We start from the raw sequence: 15353 nt of genomic DNA on the forward strand, positions 1-15353 counted from the left end.
GCCGGCTGATCACCTTCTCCAGCGACTCAGCCGATCTCGGCGTGCAGCGGGCGATGACCGAGGCGCGGCGGATCCGCAACGGCGCCTCGGTGTCGGCGGTTTACGGGAACGATGCCGAAGGGCTGTGACGCCGCGGGATCGACTCAGCGCAGGTTCTGGATGCCCCACATCACCAGCAACATCGCCGGGATGCAGAGTGCAGCATAGATCGCCCACTTGGCGACGCCGACACCGATACCACGCTTGAAAGCCTCGAGCAGCCGATAGGTCGCGACGATCCAGGGCAAGATGATCCCGACCGCGACGGCGTCGACCACATACCAAAAACTCATCGTCCCTCGTCCTGTGAAGTGACCATGCGCCAGCTTTACCGCAGCCCAATCACCTCACCATCCATTCCTTCGGATGAGGTCGGACGACCTGCTCGGCCAGCCTCGCAGTGTCAGTATTTTTCCTGACATCACACGGCATTTGCCTGCAACTTTCGGACAGCAATTCGGATCGACAGACATTTTGGCGCGTATTAACTTTGCCCTGCCATCGGGTTCCACAGGAAAGCGCAAACAACGGGCGCGTATGTTGCGATGGCCGCCGCGTCCAACGGGAGCAAACAACAGGAGAGCGTCTTGGACAAATTCCTCCGCGACGAGAACCTGAAATTGTACCGCCGGCTGCTGGCGGAGACCCACGACGAGGACCGCCGCAGGGTGTTGAAGCAATTGATCGCCCAACTCTCTGAGCGGGATCCTCACCACAGTTTCGGCGGCTCTTAGCGCCGACGGTATTTGATTTTCCGCAAAGGCAATTCCGAGCGCCCGCCGCTAGCGTAACGCCCGTCATTGCCGAGCTTTCTAGAGGTGGGGAGTTTCGACCTTGACCGGAGCCCCGAACACGGCCTCGTTCGGGGCTCCTTCCTTTCGCAGGAGCCCTCCGCTCAGGCCCCGTTTCGCGGCCAAGATCGCCACGGCGATTGCGCGGAACGGGCGGGAGTGGCGCCCAATCAGGTGCGGGGCTGTGGCGCGCGCCACGTCGATGAGCACGGGAGTCAATCTCTCCGTTTGCGCTCGCCCCCTGCTTTCGGTTTTCGCTTCGACGCGGTTTTCTCGCACAATCCTGTATGGATTCAGCTCGAAAACGCTCTCTCAGTATGACTAGCTTTGCTCCGGGCGCCGCCATCGCGGCGGCTCGCTCGTCAACGTCAGGCTCGTGATCGCCGCGTGCCATCCGGCACCCGGTTCAACCGACAAGGAGACAGGAATGCGCCGTTTGGGCATGCACAGATTTCGGATGGGCGCGCTGATCGCGCTGGCAGGCGCGGCGATCGCGCTGGCGGGCTGCGGCGAAGGCGGCCAAGGGCCGCAAGGCGAGCCCGGCCCGCAAGGTCCGGCAGGCCCCGCCGGACCGGCCGGCCCCGCCGGCAAGGACGGTGCGTCGATCTCCAGCATCCGCACCGTGTCATCGACGAGCTGTTCGGCCAATGGCTGCCCGACCACCTGCGAGCCGAGCGAGACGCTCGTCTCAGCGCTGTGTGTCGGCAACGGCTCGGCCCGATTCAGCGACAATATCTCGGTCGAAGGCGGCGTGATGACGGCGCGCTGCGGACCCAGCTCGGTGCGGATCGAGGTGAGCTGCGCCCGCAAGTAGCTTCCCGGCCCAACCGAGTGAGCAATACAGCTCAGGCCGCCAGATCGACTCTGGCGGCCTTTTGCATGCCGGTGCGACTCCGATCAGAGAACGGCCCCTGATCGGCCGCCACCTGATTACCGGCCGATCCAGACGGTTTCGGCTTGCGACCGATTCAGCCCCAAAATAATGGTAAAATCATACGCTAATTGATCTAGATCAAGCGCCCGAACGGCCAACCCCGGCAATTCGTCTACAGAACTTAAGGCGGACCTGGCCTTCCCAATGGCGCATTTGCTTTATCAATGTCCCCGGACCGGGATGAAGGTCCAGGCTTGGCTGCAGGAAGACCCCGGAAGCTCGGCGCAAACGACTTTCGAGCTGGTGCACTGCCCGGCCTGTGCCCAGATGCACTTCGTCGACCGCCGCACCGGTAGCCTGCTCGGCGACAAGACCAAGACCAAATAGTCGATCGCAAGACCGCGCCCGGTTATTCCGGTTTGCGGGCGAGCTCCACGGCGCGCGGACGATCGGGCAAAACGGCATTGCGCAGCGTCGGGTGCACTTCGATCCGGCCGTTGTAGTCGATGAACCCAGCCTTACGAAACTTGTTCATGAAGTAGCTGACGCGCGAGCGTGTCGTGCCGATCATCTCCGCCAGCGTCTCCTGACTAATTTCAATCGGCACCGGACGCGAAGCCTCGACCGCGTCGGCAAGCAGCAGCAGCAGCCGCGCCAGACGCTTCTCGCTGTTGTTGAACAATTGATCTATCAGGTCGTCCTCGACCCGCGTGTTGCGGGCGACGAGGTGGCGGGTGAATAGTTCGCAAAGCGCCGGCTCGCGTTGCAGCGTCGTCATCATCGTCGCGTTAGCGATGGTGGTGACGGTACAATCTTCCAGTGCGATCGCTGTGGCGCGGCGCCGATGGTCGAGCAGACCGCTCTCGCCGAAGAACTGCCCGGGCTGGAGGATGGCTACGACTGCGCCTTTGCCCTGTTCCGACATCACCGACAATTTGATGCGGCCGTGCTGGATGTACATCACGCAGTCGGCGGCTTCGTCCTGCGTGAAAATGGTCTGGTTGGTTCGAAATTGCAGAACGGTGCGCCCCGTGCCTGCACTGCGAAGAAAGACCTTTGGATCGAACGGCACCTCGCGCGACGTCACGTGATATCCTGCGAACGAAAACGATTGAGTCAGTCGGATTCGGCACGCCCCAAACTGGCCATGCCGGAACTCCGCCGCGCATCATCCTCAAATCGCAGAAAAAATCTGTGCCGTTTTGACCACCTGCCCAACTCAGCGGCAGCGTCCGTTCGACGGGCCTAGTTGGTCTGTCCGGTCTTGCGCTTGGCTTTCGGCTGGGTCGCCTCGGCGCCGCGGACGCCGCCCCAGGGGTCGCTGGGCCCCTGGGCATCCGGAATCTTACGCAGTGATTCCTGGTAGGCCTTCTGCCGGATCGCGTCCTGGGCTTTCTCTTCCGGGGTCTTGTGCTGGATCTCCGGCACCAGATTGACGTGCGGCCCCTCGCTCTGGGCAAAGGCCGGACCGGCCAGCAGGGCCAGGACGGCGACGCCGTGCAGAATCTTCATCGCAAACTCCCTCTCGCCGCAGGCCGCGCCCGGCCGCCGCGCTACAGGCGATCGGACCGGCAGGACTTCGGCGACTGCCAGTCCTCCCAGATCGGACCGCATTTGGTGCACCCGCTCACCACGATCGCCGTGACCACCAGGCCGACCACCAACGCCACTCGTCTGACCATCGTGCCCCCTCGGATGCCGCCGAACTTAAGGGATCGACGGTGTCGTTTTCAAGCCGTGCCGAATCGGGTGGGATGCTGCGAAACGTCGCGAAACACGCGGACAATCAACGGGTCAGGGAGAGACGCATGGCAGGGCAGCAGACGGCGGAGTTCAGCCTCGACGAGGCGCAGCGGATGCTGCGGGAGGCGTTCGCGCCCTGGGTGCTGGACCTCGGCCTGTCGGTCGAGCGGCTCGAGCTTGATCCGCCAGCCGCCAGCCCGGCCGACTGGCAACCCGGCGCCACCCTGCGGATGGCGTTTTCCGAACGGCTGTGCCGCAGCGGCGGCGTGGTCTGCGGCCAGGCGCTGATGGCTCTGGCCGACACCGCGATGGTCTTCGCGGTCTGTGCCGGCAACCGCGGTTTCCGCCCGATGACCACGGTCGATCAGACCACGCATTTCCTGAAAGCGGTGGCCGCGACCGATGTGATCGCCGATGCCCGGCTGGTCCGGCTCGGCCGCACCATGAGCTTCGGCCGGGTCACGCTGCTCAGTGCGGCCGATCAGAAACCGGTCGCGATGGTGTCGAGCGCGTTCGCGATGCTGTGAACGCGCGGTGACCGGCTCTGGGTCGCCTCCCCCGAACCGGCCTCGCAAGGCTTCCAGACAGCACTTCAGTACCGGCCGCGACTCGGGCCGTAATTGTCCCCGCCGCGGCTGGGGCCACCGCCATAGCCGCCGCGGAAGCCGCCGCCGAACTGGATCACCGGCCCCGGCGGCACCACGTAGACCGGCGGCCGGCGGACCACCACGACATCGTCCTCTTCCTCGACATAGACCCGGTTGCGCGACGCCTTCTTGCCGCTGCGCTTGGGCGGGTCGTCGCGTTCGGCCCGGCTCTTGGTCTTCTTCGGTTCCACCTTCTGCAGCGCCGGCGGCCTCGGTCCGCACGGGCAGGTCAGCGCCGCCGCGGCGGCCACCGGGGTGGCGAGCGCGGCCGTCGGCACGACGACCGCGTTGTCCGGCCGGTAGCGCAGCCGTTCGGCGAGCTTCCGCGCGGTCGCAGTCAGATCGCTGGCGGGGTATTCGGCCAGGAATGCGGTGTAGGCCGATCCGGTGTTGGCGAGGACCGCCCGGTTCCAAGCCTGCATTCGGCGATGGCGGTCGAGCCAGCGCTTGGCATCCGGCGCGAACGGCGGCTCGGCGTACAGCGACACGAACGCCTCGTAGGCGTCGGCCGAGCCATCGGAGACGATCAGCGCGTTGGCCTGATCGACCGGCTTGCCCTTCAGGAAGCCGCGCCATTCCTCGACGGTGCGCGGCTTCGGCGCTGCGCTATCGCCCGGCGCAGCCGTGGCCTCCGCCGCAGCCGGCGCGAAGAAGTGGAAGTCGTCGACCAGCGACGAGCTTTCCCACGGCGTCTGGCGGCCCTCGGTCGCCTGATTGACCGCGAGCCGCACCCGCTTGAAGGTGTCCTCGATCTTGAGTCCGTTCTCGCGCCCAGCCTTCAGCAGCGCGGTGGTGTACGGACTGTTGCTGCCGCCTCCGTCCTCGGCTTCCGCGCCTGGCGAGGTGGAATAGGACAGCAGCGTGCCCGGCGCGCCGGCCTTGGTATCGACCAGCGCCAGCCCCTGCCCTGTGGTCTTGTTGATGCTCGGAAACGGATTGTTGCGGCAGGCGTCGAGCATGATGATCCGGGTTTTGCTCGGCACCGAACTCAGCGTGTTGAGCACGTCGTCGAGCCGCACCGCCTGCAACGGGATGTCGGCCTCGCGCTTGGGATCGACGTCGACCGGGATCAGATAGTTCTCGCCATCCACCTGGATGCCATGGCCGGCATAGAACATCAGCGCCACGGTCTCGGGCCCTTTCGCCGCGACCGTGGCGGCGAAGTCGCCGACCTTGGCGCGCAGCTCGGTCTGGCCGAGATCAGAAGCCTCGGTGACCTCGAAGCCGGCCTCGCCGAGTAGCGCGGCAATCGCCTTGGCGTCGTTCACCGGATTGGGCAGTGCCGGCACCGCCCGATACGCGGATTGCCCGATCACCAGTGCGACCCGGCTTTCCGCCGCGGCAGCCGCAGCTCCGAACAGCAAGACGGCGGCGATCGCAGCCGTTCCCAGCATCGCGCGTCGCATGAAGCCTCCCTTGCCCGAGCCGATCTCGGCTTTTGGTCGCGCGCAGGTGCGATCGGGTTCAGTTCTGCCGGGCTGCAATTCGCGGTCGCAGCCATCGTCCGGAAAGCTGCGGTTAACATTATCGGCAGATTGCGCCGCCGAACCAAGGCGATGTTGAGGGGCGCGCGATTAGGCTGATGACCTGCGCGCCGGCCGTTCCGATCGCCCGGCGCGTTCCACCACGCAGGAACCGACGCTTTGGCCGACACCTTTCCCGCCTCGCCGATGATGCATCGCCGCGCCGGCGCCGCCGTGACAACGTCGTCCGCGCCGGGCGCGTTGCCCGGCGTCACTGCGATCGACCAGGCGGCCTGGTGTGATCTGACGACACGGGTGATCGAACCGAACGGCTACTACCTGCCGGAATGGGTGATTGCAGCGAATGGCGATCATGCCGCACCGCGTGCGCTGACCGCGCACGATTCCGTGGGCCGGCTGATCGGCGTCGTGCCGGTGATCTCGTGCTGGCGAGCGTTCCGCCTGCCGCTGCCGGCGCTGGTTTCGGCCGACCCGTTCCGTTCGCTCGACACGCCATTGCTCGACCGTGATGCCGCCGAGGACGCCGCTGCGAAACTGCTGGCGCAGGCTCGCGCCACCGCGGCCCGCGTGCTGGTGCTGCGCGACGTCGCCTGCGATGGCGAAGCGGTGGCGGCCTTCACCCGCGCGCTCGCCGCGGACGGTCTTCGCCCGCGGCTGATCCGCGGCTGGACCCGCGCCAGCCTCGATGCCACGCGTGACGCCGAGGAACTGCTGCGCGACGGCCTCGGCACGAAAAAGCTGAAGGAACTGCGCCGGCTGGAGCGGCGTCTCGGCGAACACGGCGAGGTGCGGTTCGCCGTCGCCCGCAGCGCGGACGAGGCGGCACGCGCCTTCGACGTGTTTCTTGCTCTGGAAGACAGCGGCTGGAAGGGCCGCGGCGGCAGCTCGCTGAAGCGGCAGCCGGAGCTGGCCGCCCGGCTGCGCAGCGCCGCGGTGGCGCTGACCTCGCGCGGCCAATGCGAAGTGATCACATTGTCGGCCGGCACCACGCCGGTCGCCGCCGGCGTCGTGCTGCGCCACGCCGATCGCGCCTATTTCTTCAAGCTCGGAATCGACGAGAGTTTTGCGCGCTGCTCGCCCGGCGTATTGCTAACCGTGGGGCTGACCCGACACCTGTGCGCCGATCCGAACATCCGCTTCGCCGACTCCACCGCCAGCGCCCGGCATCCGATGATCGATCCGATCTGGCGCGGCCGGTTCGCGGTCGGCGATCTGGTGCTGCCGCTGCGCAAGCGCGATCCGCTGTTCGCGCCGATCGTCGCAGCGCTGGCCGCGCGCGACCGGTTGCGGCACCTCGCCAAGCGGCTGTTGAAGCGCTGATTACTCCGCAGCTTCCGCGTTGAGCTCCGCCGACAGCTTGCGGATGGCACGGGCGATCAAGGCCGGATCCTGCGCGCCGGACACCGCGTATTGGTGCATGAACACGTAAGTCGGCACACCGGAAATTCCCTTCTCAGCGGCCTCCTGCGCCTGCGCCGAGACTTCCTCGATATCCTGATCGGTGGCGAGCCTGGCGCGGATGTCAGCGGCATCGAGCCCGCATTCCGCCGCCGCCTGCACCAGCACTTCGGGGTCGGTGAGATCGCCGCCGTCGCGGAAGTACAATTCCATAAGACGTTGCTTCATCGCCGGCCCCTGCCCGATCGCGCTCGCCCAATGAATCAGGCGATGGCAGTCGATCGTGTTCGGCTGCCGCTGCACGCGCTCGGGGTGATATTCCAGTCCCTCTTGGGCGGCGGTCTCGGCGATGCGGCCGGCAATTTCCTTGTAGCGCTCCGGCGATCCGAACTTCTTGGTCAGATACTCGTCGCGGCTGATGCCCTCGCGCGGCACCCAGGGATTGAGGAAGAACGGCCGATAGATCAGCTCGACCGGCACCTCCGGCGCCAGCGCGATCGCCTGCTCAATGCGCTTCTTGCCAATGTAGCACCACGGGCAGACCACATCGGACACCACGTCGATCGTCAGCGGCTTCAGCGTGCTCATCGGCGTCTCCTCGTTGTCATTGCCGGCACCCTCCCACACAGATGGGGCGCAGGCAACGCCGGACAAGGCGGATCAGAGCCGCGCGGCCAGTTCGCGCAATCGCGTCCCCGTGATCGCATCGGCCGGAAAGAACGTCTCGATCGCGATCTCCGAAAGCGTGACGTCGATCGGGGTGCCGAACACCATGGTGGTGGAGATGAAGCTCAGCACCTCATCGCCGAGCTGCAGGCGAAACGGCACGGCGACCGCATCCGGCGCGATCGGTGCGGCGCGCGCCGGGACCGGATAGGTTTTCAGTTCCTCGTACAGCGCGATCAGCTTCGGATCGGCGCAGGTCTCACATTGCCGGTGTAGTCGCTCCAGCAGATGCGCGCACCACTCGCCCAGATTGGCGGTGCGTGCCGCCAAGCCTTCGGGATGAAACGACAGCCGCAGCACGTTGAGCGGCGGCGCCAACAGATGCGGCGCAACGCCGTCGAGCATCGGCGCCACCATGCGGTTGGCCGACACCAGGTTCCAGTGCCGATCGACCGCCAGCGCCGGGTTCGGCTCGTGCGCGGCAAGCACCTGATCGACCGCAGCCCGCACCGCGGCGAGCGCCGGATCGTCCAGCGAGCGCTGCGGGAACGCCGGTGCGAAGCCGGCTGCGACGAGCAGCACGTTGCGTTCACGGAGCGGCACGTCGAGCCGCTCGGCGAGCCGCAGCACCATCTCGCGCGATGGCGAAGCGCGCCCGGTTTCAACGAACGACAGATGCCGCGCCGAGATTTCAGCGTCGAGCGCGAGATCGAGCTGGCTGAGCCGGCGGCGCTGCCGCCACTGCCGCAAGTAATCGCCGATCCGGACCGGCTGCGCGCCGGCGACGGCGCTGATCGACGACACGTTGGTGTTCATGCGCGAAGGCTAACACACGCGCCGCACAGCATCCATGACCTCCGAGGTAAAGCGTCTCTGACCTGCCAGGTAATCGAATTGCGCCGCCCTGAGCGGCATCCTTCGGCTCATCGCTGCAACCGAAGGAGATATTCCATGATCCAATCATCCATGACCCGCCCCTCGACGCTGCTCCGCCGCGCCTTGCAGGCCGACGCACTCGTCAGCGGCGCGATGGCGCTGCTGCTGAGCTTGGCGGCCGGCACACTCTCGCGCCTTCTCGCCCTGCCGCAGCCGCTGCTGCTGGAAACCGGACTGTTCCTGATCGGCTACGCCGCCCTGGTCGGCTGGCTCGGCACCCGCGCCGTGCTGCCGCGCGCGCTGGTGCTGATTGTGATTGCGGGCAACGCGCTATGGACGCTCGGCAGCGTCGCCTTGCTGCTCAGCGGCGCAGTAGCACCGAACGCGCTCGGCATTGCTTTCGTGCTGCTGCAGGCGACGGTGGTCGGGATCTTCGCCGAGTTGCAGTTCATCGGGCTGAAGCGGAGTGAGGCAGCCTTGGCCAGTTAGCACCAAAGCTTCCGCCGTCATTGCGAGCGAAGCGAAGCAATCCAGCTTCCTGCACGGGTCTGGATTGCTTCGTCGGCTTCGCCTCCTCGCAATGACGCGACGAGAGGCTGTGCCGACGATCAGGCGGCCTTGGATTTGCTGTTGGATTTGCTCGCAGACGTCTTGCGGGACGACGTGGTCTTGGCCGGCTTCGCCGCTTTGGTCTTGCCGGCCTTTGCCGTCACGACCTTCGTCTTCACCACCTTGCTGGTGCCCTTCGACTTCGCCTTCGTCTTAGCCTTCACCGCTTTCGGCGCCTTCGATTTGGCGACCTTCTCCGGCTTCGACGGCTTTTCCGGCTTCGCCTTGCCGGTTGCCTTCGCGGCCTTGCGGGCGGCCTTCTCGGCTTCGGCTTGCGCCTTGCGCTCGGCCTTCAGCTTCAGCCTGGCCTTTTCGGCGCGGGCTTCGGCGGCCTTCTTCTTGCGCTTCTTCTCGCAGGAGACGCATTTGCAGCCGATCGGCTTCAGATAGGCTTTGAAGTAGTCGGTGCCGTAGTCGTAATTGATCTCTTCGCCCGGCTCGATGTTCTTGATGGCGCGGATGATCACGCGCTTCTTGCGCGGATTGACGTCGGACTCGGCGTTCGGCTTGCAGGCGTGATTGATGTAGCGGGCGACGTTCTTGCGCACCGATCCGTCGATGGTCCAGCGCTTGTTCAGCTCGAACAGATATTTGTTTTCGATGCCGTCGTGCTTCTTGTTGTGCGCGTCGAGCAGCGGCCCGAAATAGCGGATGATCTTGGCGCCCTTCCTGATCGGCTTGACGGCGAACAGGCCGAGTCCGGTCTTGGAGCGGCCGACGCGGTAATGGTCATTCGACAACAGCGGCATGGTTCTTCGATTCGAACGCGGCTAAAGGACACATCAAGCCGCCGTTCTAGAGCGATTCCGCCGCAAAGGGCAGTGCCTGAGCGGAAATTGCTCGAACCTTCCCCAGCCGGACGGCGACCGATCGATCGAGGTTCTCGCTGTGATGCAAGGCTCTGCAATGCAAGTCTCCCCGATGCGACTGCTCCCTGCCCTCGCCGTGCTGTTCCCTATCACCCTCCCGGTCGCGCTGGCGACGCCGGCGAAGGCGGAGGGCGTCAGCAGCGTCTACAGTTCGACAGCGCCGAAAGCCTGCAAGGTCGCTCGCCCGGGCGGTGCGCCCGAGGATAGCGGTGAGTGGCTGTGTCCGGGCCAAGGCGGGCTGGTGGTGACGGTGTCCGAGATGGACCTGCGCCAGACCGTCAGCGTCGGCCGCAATTACAGGGACGCCAAAGATCAGCCCGCGGCCAGCGCCTCATTCGGCCCTTTCAACTCCACCACCGATACGGTCGAGTGGCGGCTCGACGGCGCCGGCAAGCCGTTCGCCATCATCCAGCGCTGGCACCTCGCCGACAACGACGCTCTCGGCAAGGGAGGCCAGCCCACCACCAAGCAGATGCTGGTGGTGACGCGGCTGCCGCCCGGCCCGGTATGCCATGTCGCCTATGTCGACGTCGCCGCCAACCGCAACGCCAACGAGGTGGCGCGGCAGGCGGCCGACGAAGTGGCGCGCGGTTTTGCCTGCGGCAAGGACAAGCCCAAGCCATTCGGCACGCCCGGCCGGGCCACCGCGCTGGCCGCGCCAAACTGAACTCGTTCTAAAGTGGGTGCCCGGCCCTTGCCGCCGGGCCGCCGCGGTTTACTTCCCCAGACGGGGCCCGCACAATCGCGCGGGGCCGACGTCGCGCCGCCGTGGCTGGCCGCCAGCGGCGCGAGCTGGAGAGACGTGTAATGAAGGCGGTGTTCGCCAAGCTCGGCAGCGACTTCTTCTCCACCATCATCTTCGTGGTGCTGTATTTCTCCACCGGCAACGTCGCACTGGCGACGATCGTCGCGGTGCTCGGCGCGGCGGCGCAGTTCGGATATGCGCGGATCAAGGGCCTGCGGCTCGACGTGATGGCCTATGCCAGCGTCGCGATGGTGGTGGTGCTCGGCGGCGCGACGCTGCTCACCGACGACCCGTTCTTCATGCTGATCAAACCGAGCATCGGCCATATCGCGGTCGGCGTGTTGATGCTGCGCCGCGACTGGATGGCGCGCTATGTGACGCCGAGGATCGCAGCCGCGATTCCGGACTATGTGCGGGTCGCCGGCTATCTGTGGGCGGCGCTGATGCTGCTGCTCGGTGCCGGGGTGATCGCCGCGGCGCTGACCGGCGACATCAAGCTCTGGACGTTCTACGTCATGGTGATCGCGCCGGCGTTCAAGGTAGTCGCGCTCGCCGCACAATATCTGGTGTTCCGGGCGGCGATCCGCAGCCGCAGCCGGGCTGCCAATGTGCAGCCGGGCGCCGAACCGATCGCCGCCGAATCCTGATCGCTCACATCCGTGGCGTGTCGGCCAGCGTCAGCGCGCCGTCGCCGGTCGCTTCGAGTCGCGCCGAGGCCGGCGCATAGCGGCGATCGCCTTCGTAACTGACCACAATGCCGCCGATCCCGTTGTCGAGCGCCGAGGTGGTGAACGTGGCGAGGCCGGCCCGGTCGAGCGGCACATTTGCGGCAATCACCTGCTCGCCGTCGCGAAAGCTGACCGTGCCGACCGGTGGCCCGAGAGCGCCGGTGACCGCCACGGTGAGCGTCACCACCGCGCCGGGCGGCGGCGACGAATCCGATGACGACAGCGTCACGCGCGGCACGGCGAGCACATCGAGCGCGACCTCGGCCGACTGGCTCGGCAGCACGATCAGCGGCAACCGGCTGGCGCTGCCGGCGTAGTCGGCGCGCAGTCGATGCCGGCCCGGCACGAGGCCCTCGACCATCAGGCTCGGCCGGCCGGCCTCGGTCCAGCCCAGCACGGTGCCGGTGGTCAGATCGTGGAACACGATGCGGCCATCGGCGACGCCGTGACCGAAGCCGGTGGTGAGTGTGGCACTGAGGAGAAACCGTCCAGGAACCGGCTGCGACGTGACGTCGAGCCGGATCGTGGTGGCCTCGGACACCACCTCGATCTGCGCGGCAGCAGGACCGCTGCCCAATCCGAACACCAGCGCTGCGGCGGCGAGCACGGCATTGGCAGATGACAAACGCATGTCGGGTCTCCACCTTCAAACGCGTGGGAAACCTCGAGGCGTCCTCCGAAAGTTAACATAAGATAGCATGACGTTTGCACCGCACCACAGGTATCTGCATGCGCGGCAGGCGGAGCAGAACACCACCTGATCCAATGTCCACCGCTGTCGCGGCCCCTGGCCGCAGCCATGCCGCACCTTCGGGCTTGTTCGCCGCTCCCGCCCCATACTAAGAGGGGCGGCCCGGTGAACTCACGAGGGCCGGGACCAAGGGGAGAAACACATGGCAGTCGACGGAAACTGGAAACTCACCATGAGCACGCCGATGGGCGAGCGGCAGGCCGACCTGACGCTGAAGGCCGATGGCGGCACGCTCACCGGCACGCAATCCGCCGACGGCGATGCCGGCGAGATCTTCGACGGCACCGTGAACGGCGACGACGTCGCCTGGAAGCTGTCGATCACCAATCCGATGCCGCTGACGCTGAGCTACACCGGCAAGGTGAGCGGCGACAGCATCTCCGGCGAGATGGGCATCGGCCCGATGGGCTCGTTCCCGTTCACCGGAACGCGGGCGTAAGGCTTCACACAAAGACATCATCACCGGGCCGGCGTCATCGCCGTGGCCCGGTGTTTTTTGTCTGCACAGAATGGATGGCCGGGTCGAAGCCCGGCCATGACTACTCTTGACGATGACTTAGGCTAACTCCTCCGAGGGAGTCATTCCGGGGCGCGCGGAACGCGCGAACCCGGAATCTCGAAGTGATTAGGCACCCGGTCGCAGCAACCTCTGGATTCCGGGTTCGCTCACTGCGTGAGCGCCCCGGAATGACGGTGCGAGGTCTTTCGCGACTGAAGCTTCGCCTCAGCCCAGGTTCAGTTCCTTGAAGAAGTCGTTGCCCTTGTCGTCGACGATGATGAAGGCCGGGAAGTCGACGACGTCGATCTTCCAGATCGCCTCCATGCCGAGCTCGGGATATTCCAGCACCTCGACCTTCTTGATGCAGTGCTCGGCGAGGTTTGCCGCGGCGCCGCCGATCGAGCCGAGATAGAACCCGCCGTATTTCTTGCAGGCCTCGCGCACCGCGGGGGCGCGGTTGCCCTTGGCGACCATCACCATCGAACCGCCGGCCGCCTGGAACTGATCGACGAACGAATCCATCCGCCCCGCGGTGGTCGGGCCGAACGCGCCGGAGGCGTAGCCGTCCGGGGTCTTGGCCGGGCCGGCGTAGTACACCGGATGGTTCTTGAAGTAATCCGGCAGCGGCTCGCCCTTCTCCAGCCGGTCGCGCAGCTTGGCATGGGCGGCGTCGCGCGCCACGATCATGGTGCCGGTCAGCGACAGCCGGGTCTTGGTCGGATATTTGGTCAGCGTGGCGAGGATGTCCTTCATCGGCTGATTGAGGTCGATCTTGACCACCTCGTCGCCGAGCGCTTGCTCGACCTCGGGCAGATACTGCGCCGGATTGTGCTCCAGTTCCTCCAGATACACGCCGTCCCTGGTGATCTTGCCGAGCATCTGACGGTCTGCCGAGCACGACACGCCGAGCCCGATCGGCAACGAGGCGCCATGGCGCGGCAGCCGGATGACGCGAACGTCGTGGCAGAAATACTTGCCGCCGAACTGCGCGCCGACGCCGAGGCTCTGCGTCATCTTGTGGATTTCCTGCTCCATCTCGACGTCGCGGAAGGCGTTGCCGAGTTCGGAGCCGTGGGTCGGCAGCGCATCGAGATAGCGTGCGGATGCGAGCTTCACGGTCTTCATCGTGGTCTCGACCGAAGTGCCGCCGATCACGATCGCCAGGTGATAGGGCGGGCACGCCGCGGTGCCGAGCGTCATGATCTTCTCTTTCAGGAACGCCAGCAGCCGGTCGCGGGTCAGCAGCGACGGCGTCGCCTGGAACAGGAAGCTCTTGTTGGCCGAGCCGCCGCCCTTGGCCATGAACATGAACTTGTAGGCCGAATCTGTTTCAGGAGAGCCACCCTCGGCGTAGATCTCGCACTGCGCCGGCATGTTGTTGGCGGTGTTCTTCTCTTCGAACATCGACAGCGGCGCGACCTGCGAGTAGCGCAAATTGCGGCGCAAGTAAGCGTCGCGCGCGCCTTCCGACAGCGCCGCCTCGTCGTCGCCGTCGGTGATGACGTTCGAGCCCTTCTTGCCCATGATGATCGCGGTGCCGGTGTCCTGGCACATCGGCAGCACGCCGCCGGCGGCGATGTTGGCGTTCTTCAGAAAGTCGAGCGCGACGAACTTGTCGTTCGGGCTCGCCTCGGGGTCGTCCAGGATGGCGCGGAGCTGCTTGAGGTGGCCGGGCCGCAGATAATGGTTGATCTCGCCGAACGCGGCCTCCGACAGCGCCCGCAGCGCCTCGCGCTCCACCACCAGCATGTCGCGCCCGAGCACCTTCTCGACCCGCACGCCCTCCGACGTGATCTTGCGGTAGACGGTGTCGTCCTTGCCCAGCGGGAACAGCGGGGTGTGCCTGTAGGGCGGAACCGGCGTGGCGGCGGACGGAATTGGCGTGGGAGCGTTCATGGACAAGGCCTCGAATGGGGAAATTCGCGGCCCTGTCTAGGCGGTTTCGGCGGGATTTTGAAGGGTTCAAAACGGGAGGGAGGGGAGCCTCACAAAGCCTGCTCGCCTGCCCCCGAGGCATTTGAAATGGCAGCTTCATCAGGCGCCGGAGCATCCGAAACGTCGCTCTGAACCGTCCCGCCGCCCGGCTCCGGCATCGGTGGGACAGCCGGGGCAGCCACCAGCCGCTCCTGTTGGCCTGTCAGCTCCTGCTCCGCCGCATCCCGCATCGCTTCCGTGTTCACGCTGGCGGGCTCGGCCTTAGCCTCCGAAAGCCGGGGCGCAGTCCGCTGCCACGCTCGAAGATGCTGCCCGGCTTGATCGTACGCGAGAGGAACGATCGATTCCAGTTCGAGGATGAAATTCCTTCGCTGTGCGAAGCGCGCGCCGATGTCGCGTACCATGATCACGTCGAACGAAGTCACCACTTGGCCTGGCCGCTCATCGACCGCCTGGTCGATATTCTCCCGCAGCGACGCGAGCGGGCGTTGAGTGCTGCTGGTTCGTCCAGGCCAATACAACCGAATGTGCCAATTCTCGTTCGTCGAAGCGGGAAACTGACGTAGCAGCCAGTTCAACCGCGCCTTGGTTCCCTTCTTGTCGTCCGGTGCGCGAAGATGCATCGAAACCGCGAGCGAACGTGCTTTGACGTCCGCCGTGACCTCCAGAGGCGAAGCAGCATCCGGCACAATCAAGGTC

Annotated in this window: 20 protein-coding genes; 9 read left to right on the forward strand and 11 right to left on the reverse strand. The window is 65.9% G+C overall.

Going from position 1 to position 15353, the window contains the following annotated elements:
• Positions 1 to 143: 143 nt before the first annotated feature.
• Positions 144 to 332, reverse strand: coding sequence for a hypothetical protein (locus tag DU475_RS19170; RefSeq protein ID WP_013501269.1), 189 nt, complete (start codon positions 330 to 332; stop codon positions 144 to 146).
• Positions 333 to 626: 294 nt separating this feature from the next.
• Here DU475_RS19170 and DU475_RS24130 point away from each other — a divergent pair, with 294 nt between their 5' ends.
• From DU475_RS24130 to DU475_RS19180, 3 genes are all read left to right on the forward strand, one after another.
• Positions 627 to 773 carry a hypothetical protein gene (locus DU475_RS24130; protein ID WP_185966147.1) on the forward strand — a complete coding sequence of 49 codons (147 nt, stop codon included), beginning with the start codon at positions 627 to 629 and terminating at the stop codon, positions 771 to 773.
• 484 nt (positions 774 to 1257) lie between these two features.
• Positions 1258 to 1644 carry a hypothetical protein gene (locus DU475_RS19175; RefSeq protein WP_164633026.1) on the forward strand — a complete coding sequence of 129 codons (387 nt, stop codon included), beginning with the start codon at positions 1258 to 1260 and terminating at the stop codon, positions 1642 to 1644.
• A 300-nt stretch (positions 1645 to 1944) separates the two neighbouring features.
• Positions 1945 to 2091 carry a hypothetical protein gene (locus DU475_RS19180; RefSeq protein WP_234713413.1) on the forward strand — a complete coding sequence of 49 codons (147 nt, stop codon included), beginning with the start codon at positions 1945 to 1947 and terminating at the stop codon, positions 2089 to 2091.
• Between the two features lie 22 nt (positions 2092 to 2113).
• Here DU475_RS19180 and DU475_RS19185 read toward each other — a convergent pair whose 3' ends face one another.
• From DU475_RS19185 to DU475_RS19195, 3 genes are all read right to left on the reverse strand, one after another.
• Complete coding sequence (locus DU475_RS19185; RefSeq protein ID WP_013501265.1) at positions 2114 to 2791, reverse strand: Crp/Fnr family transcriptional regulator; 678 nt, start codon at positions 2789 to 2791, stop codon at positions 2114 to 2116.
• A gap of 158 nt (positions 2792 to 2949) precedes the next feature.
• Positions 2950 to 3216 (reverse strand): hypothetical protein, encoded by a 267-nt coding sequence (locus DU475_RS19190; protein WP_013501264.1) that lies wholly within the window; start codon positions 3214 to 3216, stop codon positions 2950 to 2952.
• A 41-nt stretch (positions 3217 to 3257) separates the two neighbouring features.
• A complete protein-coding gene (locus tag DU475_RS19195) occupies positions 3258 to 3386 on the reverse strand; it encodes a hypothetical protein (RefSeq protein ID WP_013501263.1) in 129 nt (42 codons plus the stop codon).
• Between the two features lie 126 nt (positions 3387 to 3512).
• Between DU475_RS19195 and DU475_RS19200 the strand changes: the two genes are divergently transcribed.
• Positions 3513 to 3974 carry a PaaI family thioesterase gene (locus tag DU475_RS19200; protein WP_013501262.1) on the forward strand — a complete coding sequence of 154 codons (462 nt, stop codon included), beginning with the start codon at positions 3513 to 3515 and terminating at the stop codon, positions 3972 to 3974.
• Positions 3975 to 4039: 65 nt separating this feature from the next.
• Here the strand turns inward: DU475_RS19200 and DU475_RS19205 are convergent, their stop codons facing one another.
• Entirely contained in the window at positions 4040 to 5500 is a 1461-nt protein-coding gene (locus DU475_RS19205; RefSeq protein ID WP_164633027.1) for a caspase family protein, read from the reverse strand.
• A 237-nt stretch (positions 5501 to 5737) separates the two neighbouring features.
• On the opposite strand from DU475_RS19205, the gene DU475_RS19210 reads away from it, so the two are divergent.
• A complete protein-coding gene (locus DU475_RS19210; RefSeq protein WP_164633028.1) occupies positions 5738 to 6898 on the forward strand; it encodes a GNAT family N-acetyltransferase in 1161 nt (386 codons plus the stop codon).
• Here the strand turns inward: DU475_RS19210 and DU475_RS19215 are convergent, their stop codons facing one another.
• Positions 6899 to 7564 (reverse strand): DsbA family oxidoreductase, encoded by a 666-nt coding sequence (locus DU475_RS19215; protein ID WP_164633029.1) that lies wholly within the window; start codon positions 7562 to 7564, stop codon positions 6899 to 6901. It lies immediately after the preceding gene.
• Positions 7565 to 7636: 72 nt separating this feature from the next.
• Positions 7637 to 8458 (reverse strand): helix-turn-helix domain-containing protein, encoded by an 822-nt coding sequence (locus tag DU475_RS19220; RefSeq protein WP_164633030.1) that lies wholly within the window; start codon positions 8456 to 8458, stop codon positions 7637 to 7639.
• Positions 8459 to 8593: 135 nt separating this feature from the next.
• Between DU475_RS19220 and DU475_RS19225 the strand changes: the two genes are divergently transcribed.
• A complete protein-coding gene (locus DU475_RS19225) occupies positions 8594 to 9007 on the forward strand; it encodes a hypothetical protein (RefSeq protein WP_502706854.1) in 414 nt (137 codons plus the stop codon).
• Between the two features lie 119 nt (positions 9008 to 9126).
• Here the strand turns inward: DU475_RS19225 and DU475_RS19230 are convergent, their stop codons facing one another.
• Positions 9127 to 9876 (reverse strand): SET domain-containing protein, encoded by a 750-nt coding sequence (locus DU475_RS19230; protein WP_164633031.1) that lies wholly within the window; start codon positions 9874 to 9876, stop codon positions 9127 to 9129.
• 157 nt (positions 9877 to 10033) lie between these two features.
• Between DU475_RS19230 and DU475_RS19235 the strand changes: the two genes are divergently transcribed.
• Positions 10034 to 10663, forward strand: a complete 630-nt coding sequence (locus DU475_RS19235) for a hypothetical protein (RefSeq protein ID WP_164633032.1) — start codon at positions 10034 to 10036, stop codon at positions 10661 to 10663.
• Positions 10664 to 10803: 140 nt separating this feature from the next.
• Entirely contained in the window at positions 10804 to 11388 is a 585-nt protein-coding gene (locus DU475_RS19240) for an inner membrane-spanning protein YciB (protein ID WP_013501254.1), read from the forward strand.
• 4 nt (positions 11389 to 11392) lie between these two features.
• Here DU475_RS19240 and DU475_RS19245 read toward each other — a convergent pair whose 3' ends face one another.
• Positions 11393 to 12100, reverse strand: a complete 708-nt coding sequence (locus DU475_RS19245) for an Ig-like domain-containing protein (RefSeq protein WP_164633033.1) — start codon at positions 12098 to 12100, stop codon at positions 11393 to 11395.
• Between the two features lie 262 nt (positions 12101 to 12362).
• On the opposite strand from DU475_RS19245, the gene DU475_RS19250 reads away from it, so the two are divergent.
• A complete protein-coding gene (locus tag DU475_RS19250; RefSeq protein ID WP_013501252.1) occupies positions 12363 to 12659 on the forward strand; it encodes a hypothetical protein in 297 nt (98 codons plus the stop codon).
• Between the two features lie 285 nt (positions 12660 to 12944).
• Here DU475_RS19250 and DU475_RS19255 read toward each other — a convergent pair whose 3' ends face one another.
• Positions 12945 to 14615 carry a fumarate hydratase gene (locus tag DU475_RS19255; RefSeq protein ID WP_164633034.1) on the reverse strand — a complete coding sequence of 557 codons (1671 nt, stop codon included), beginning with the start codon at positions 14613 to 14615 and terminating at the stop codon, positions 12945 to 12947.
• An 89-nt stretch (positions 14616 to 14704) separates the two neighbouring features.
• Positions 14705 to 15353, reverse strand: a 649-nt coding sequence (locus DU475_RS19260) for a hypothetical protein (protein WP_205524466.1), incomplete at its 5' end; no start/stop codon positions are given.

The sequence above is a fragment of the Rhodopseudomonas sp. WA056 genome, from assembly GCF_010906995.1.
Taxonomy (GTDB): Bacteria; Pseudomonadota; Alphaproteobacteria; order Rhizobiales; family Xanthobacteraceae; genus Rhodopseudomonas; species Rhodopseudomonas palustris_G.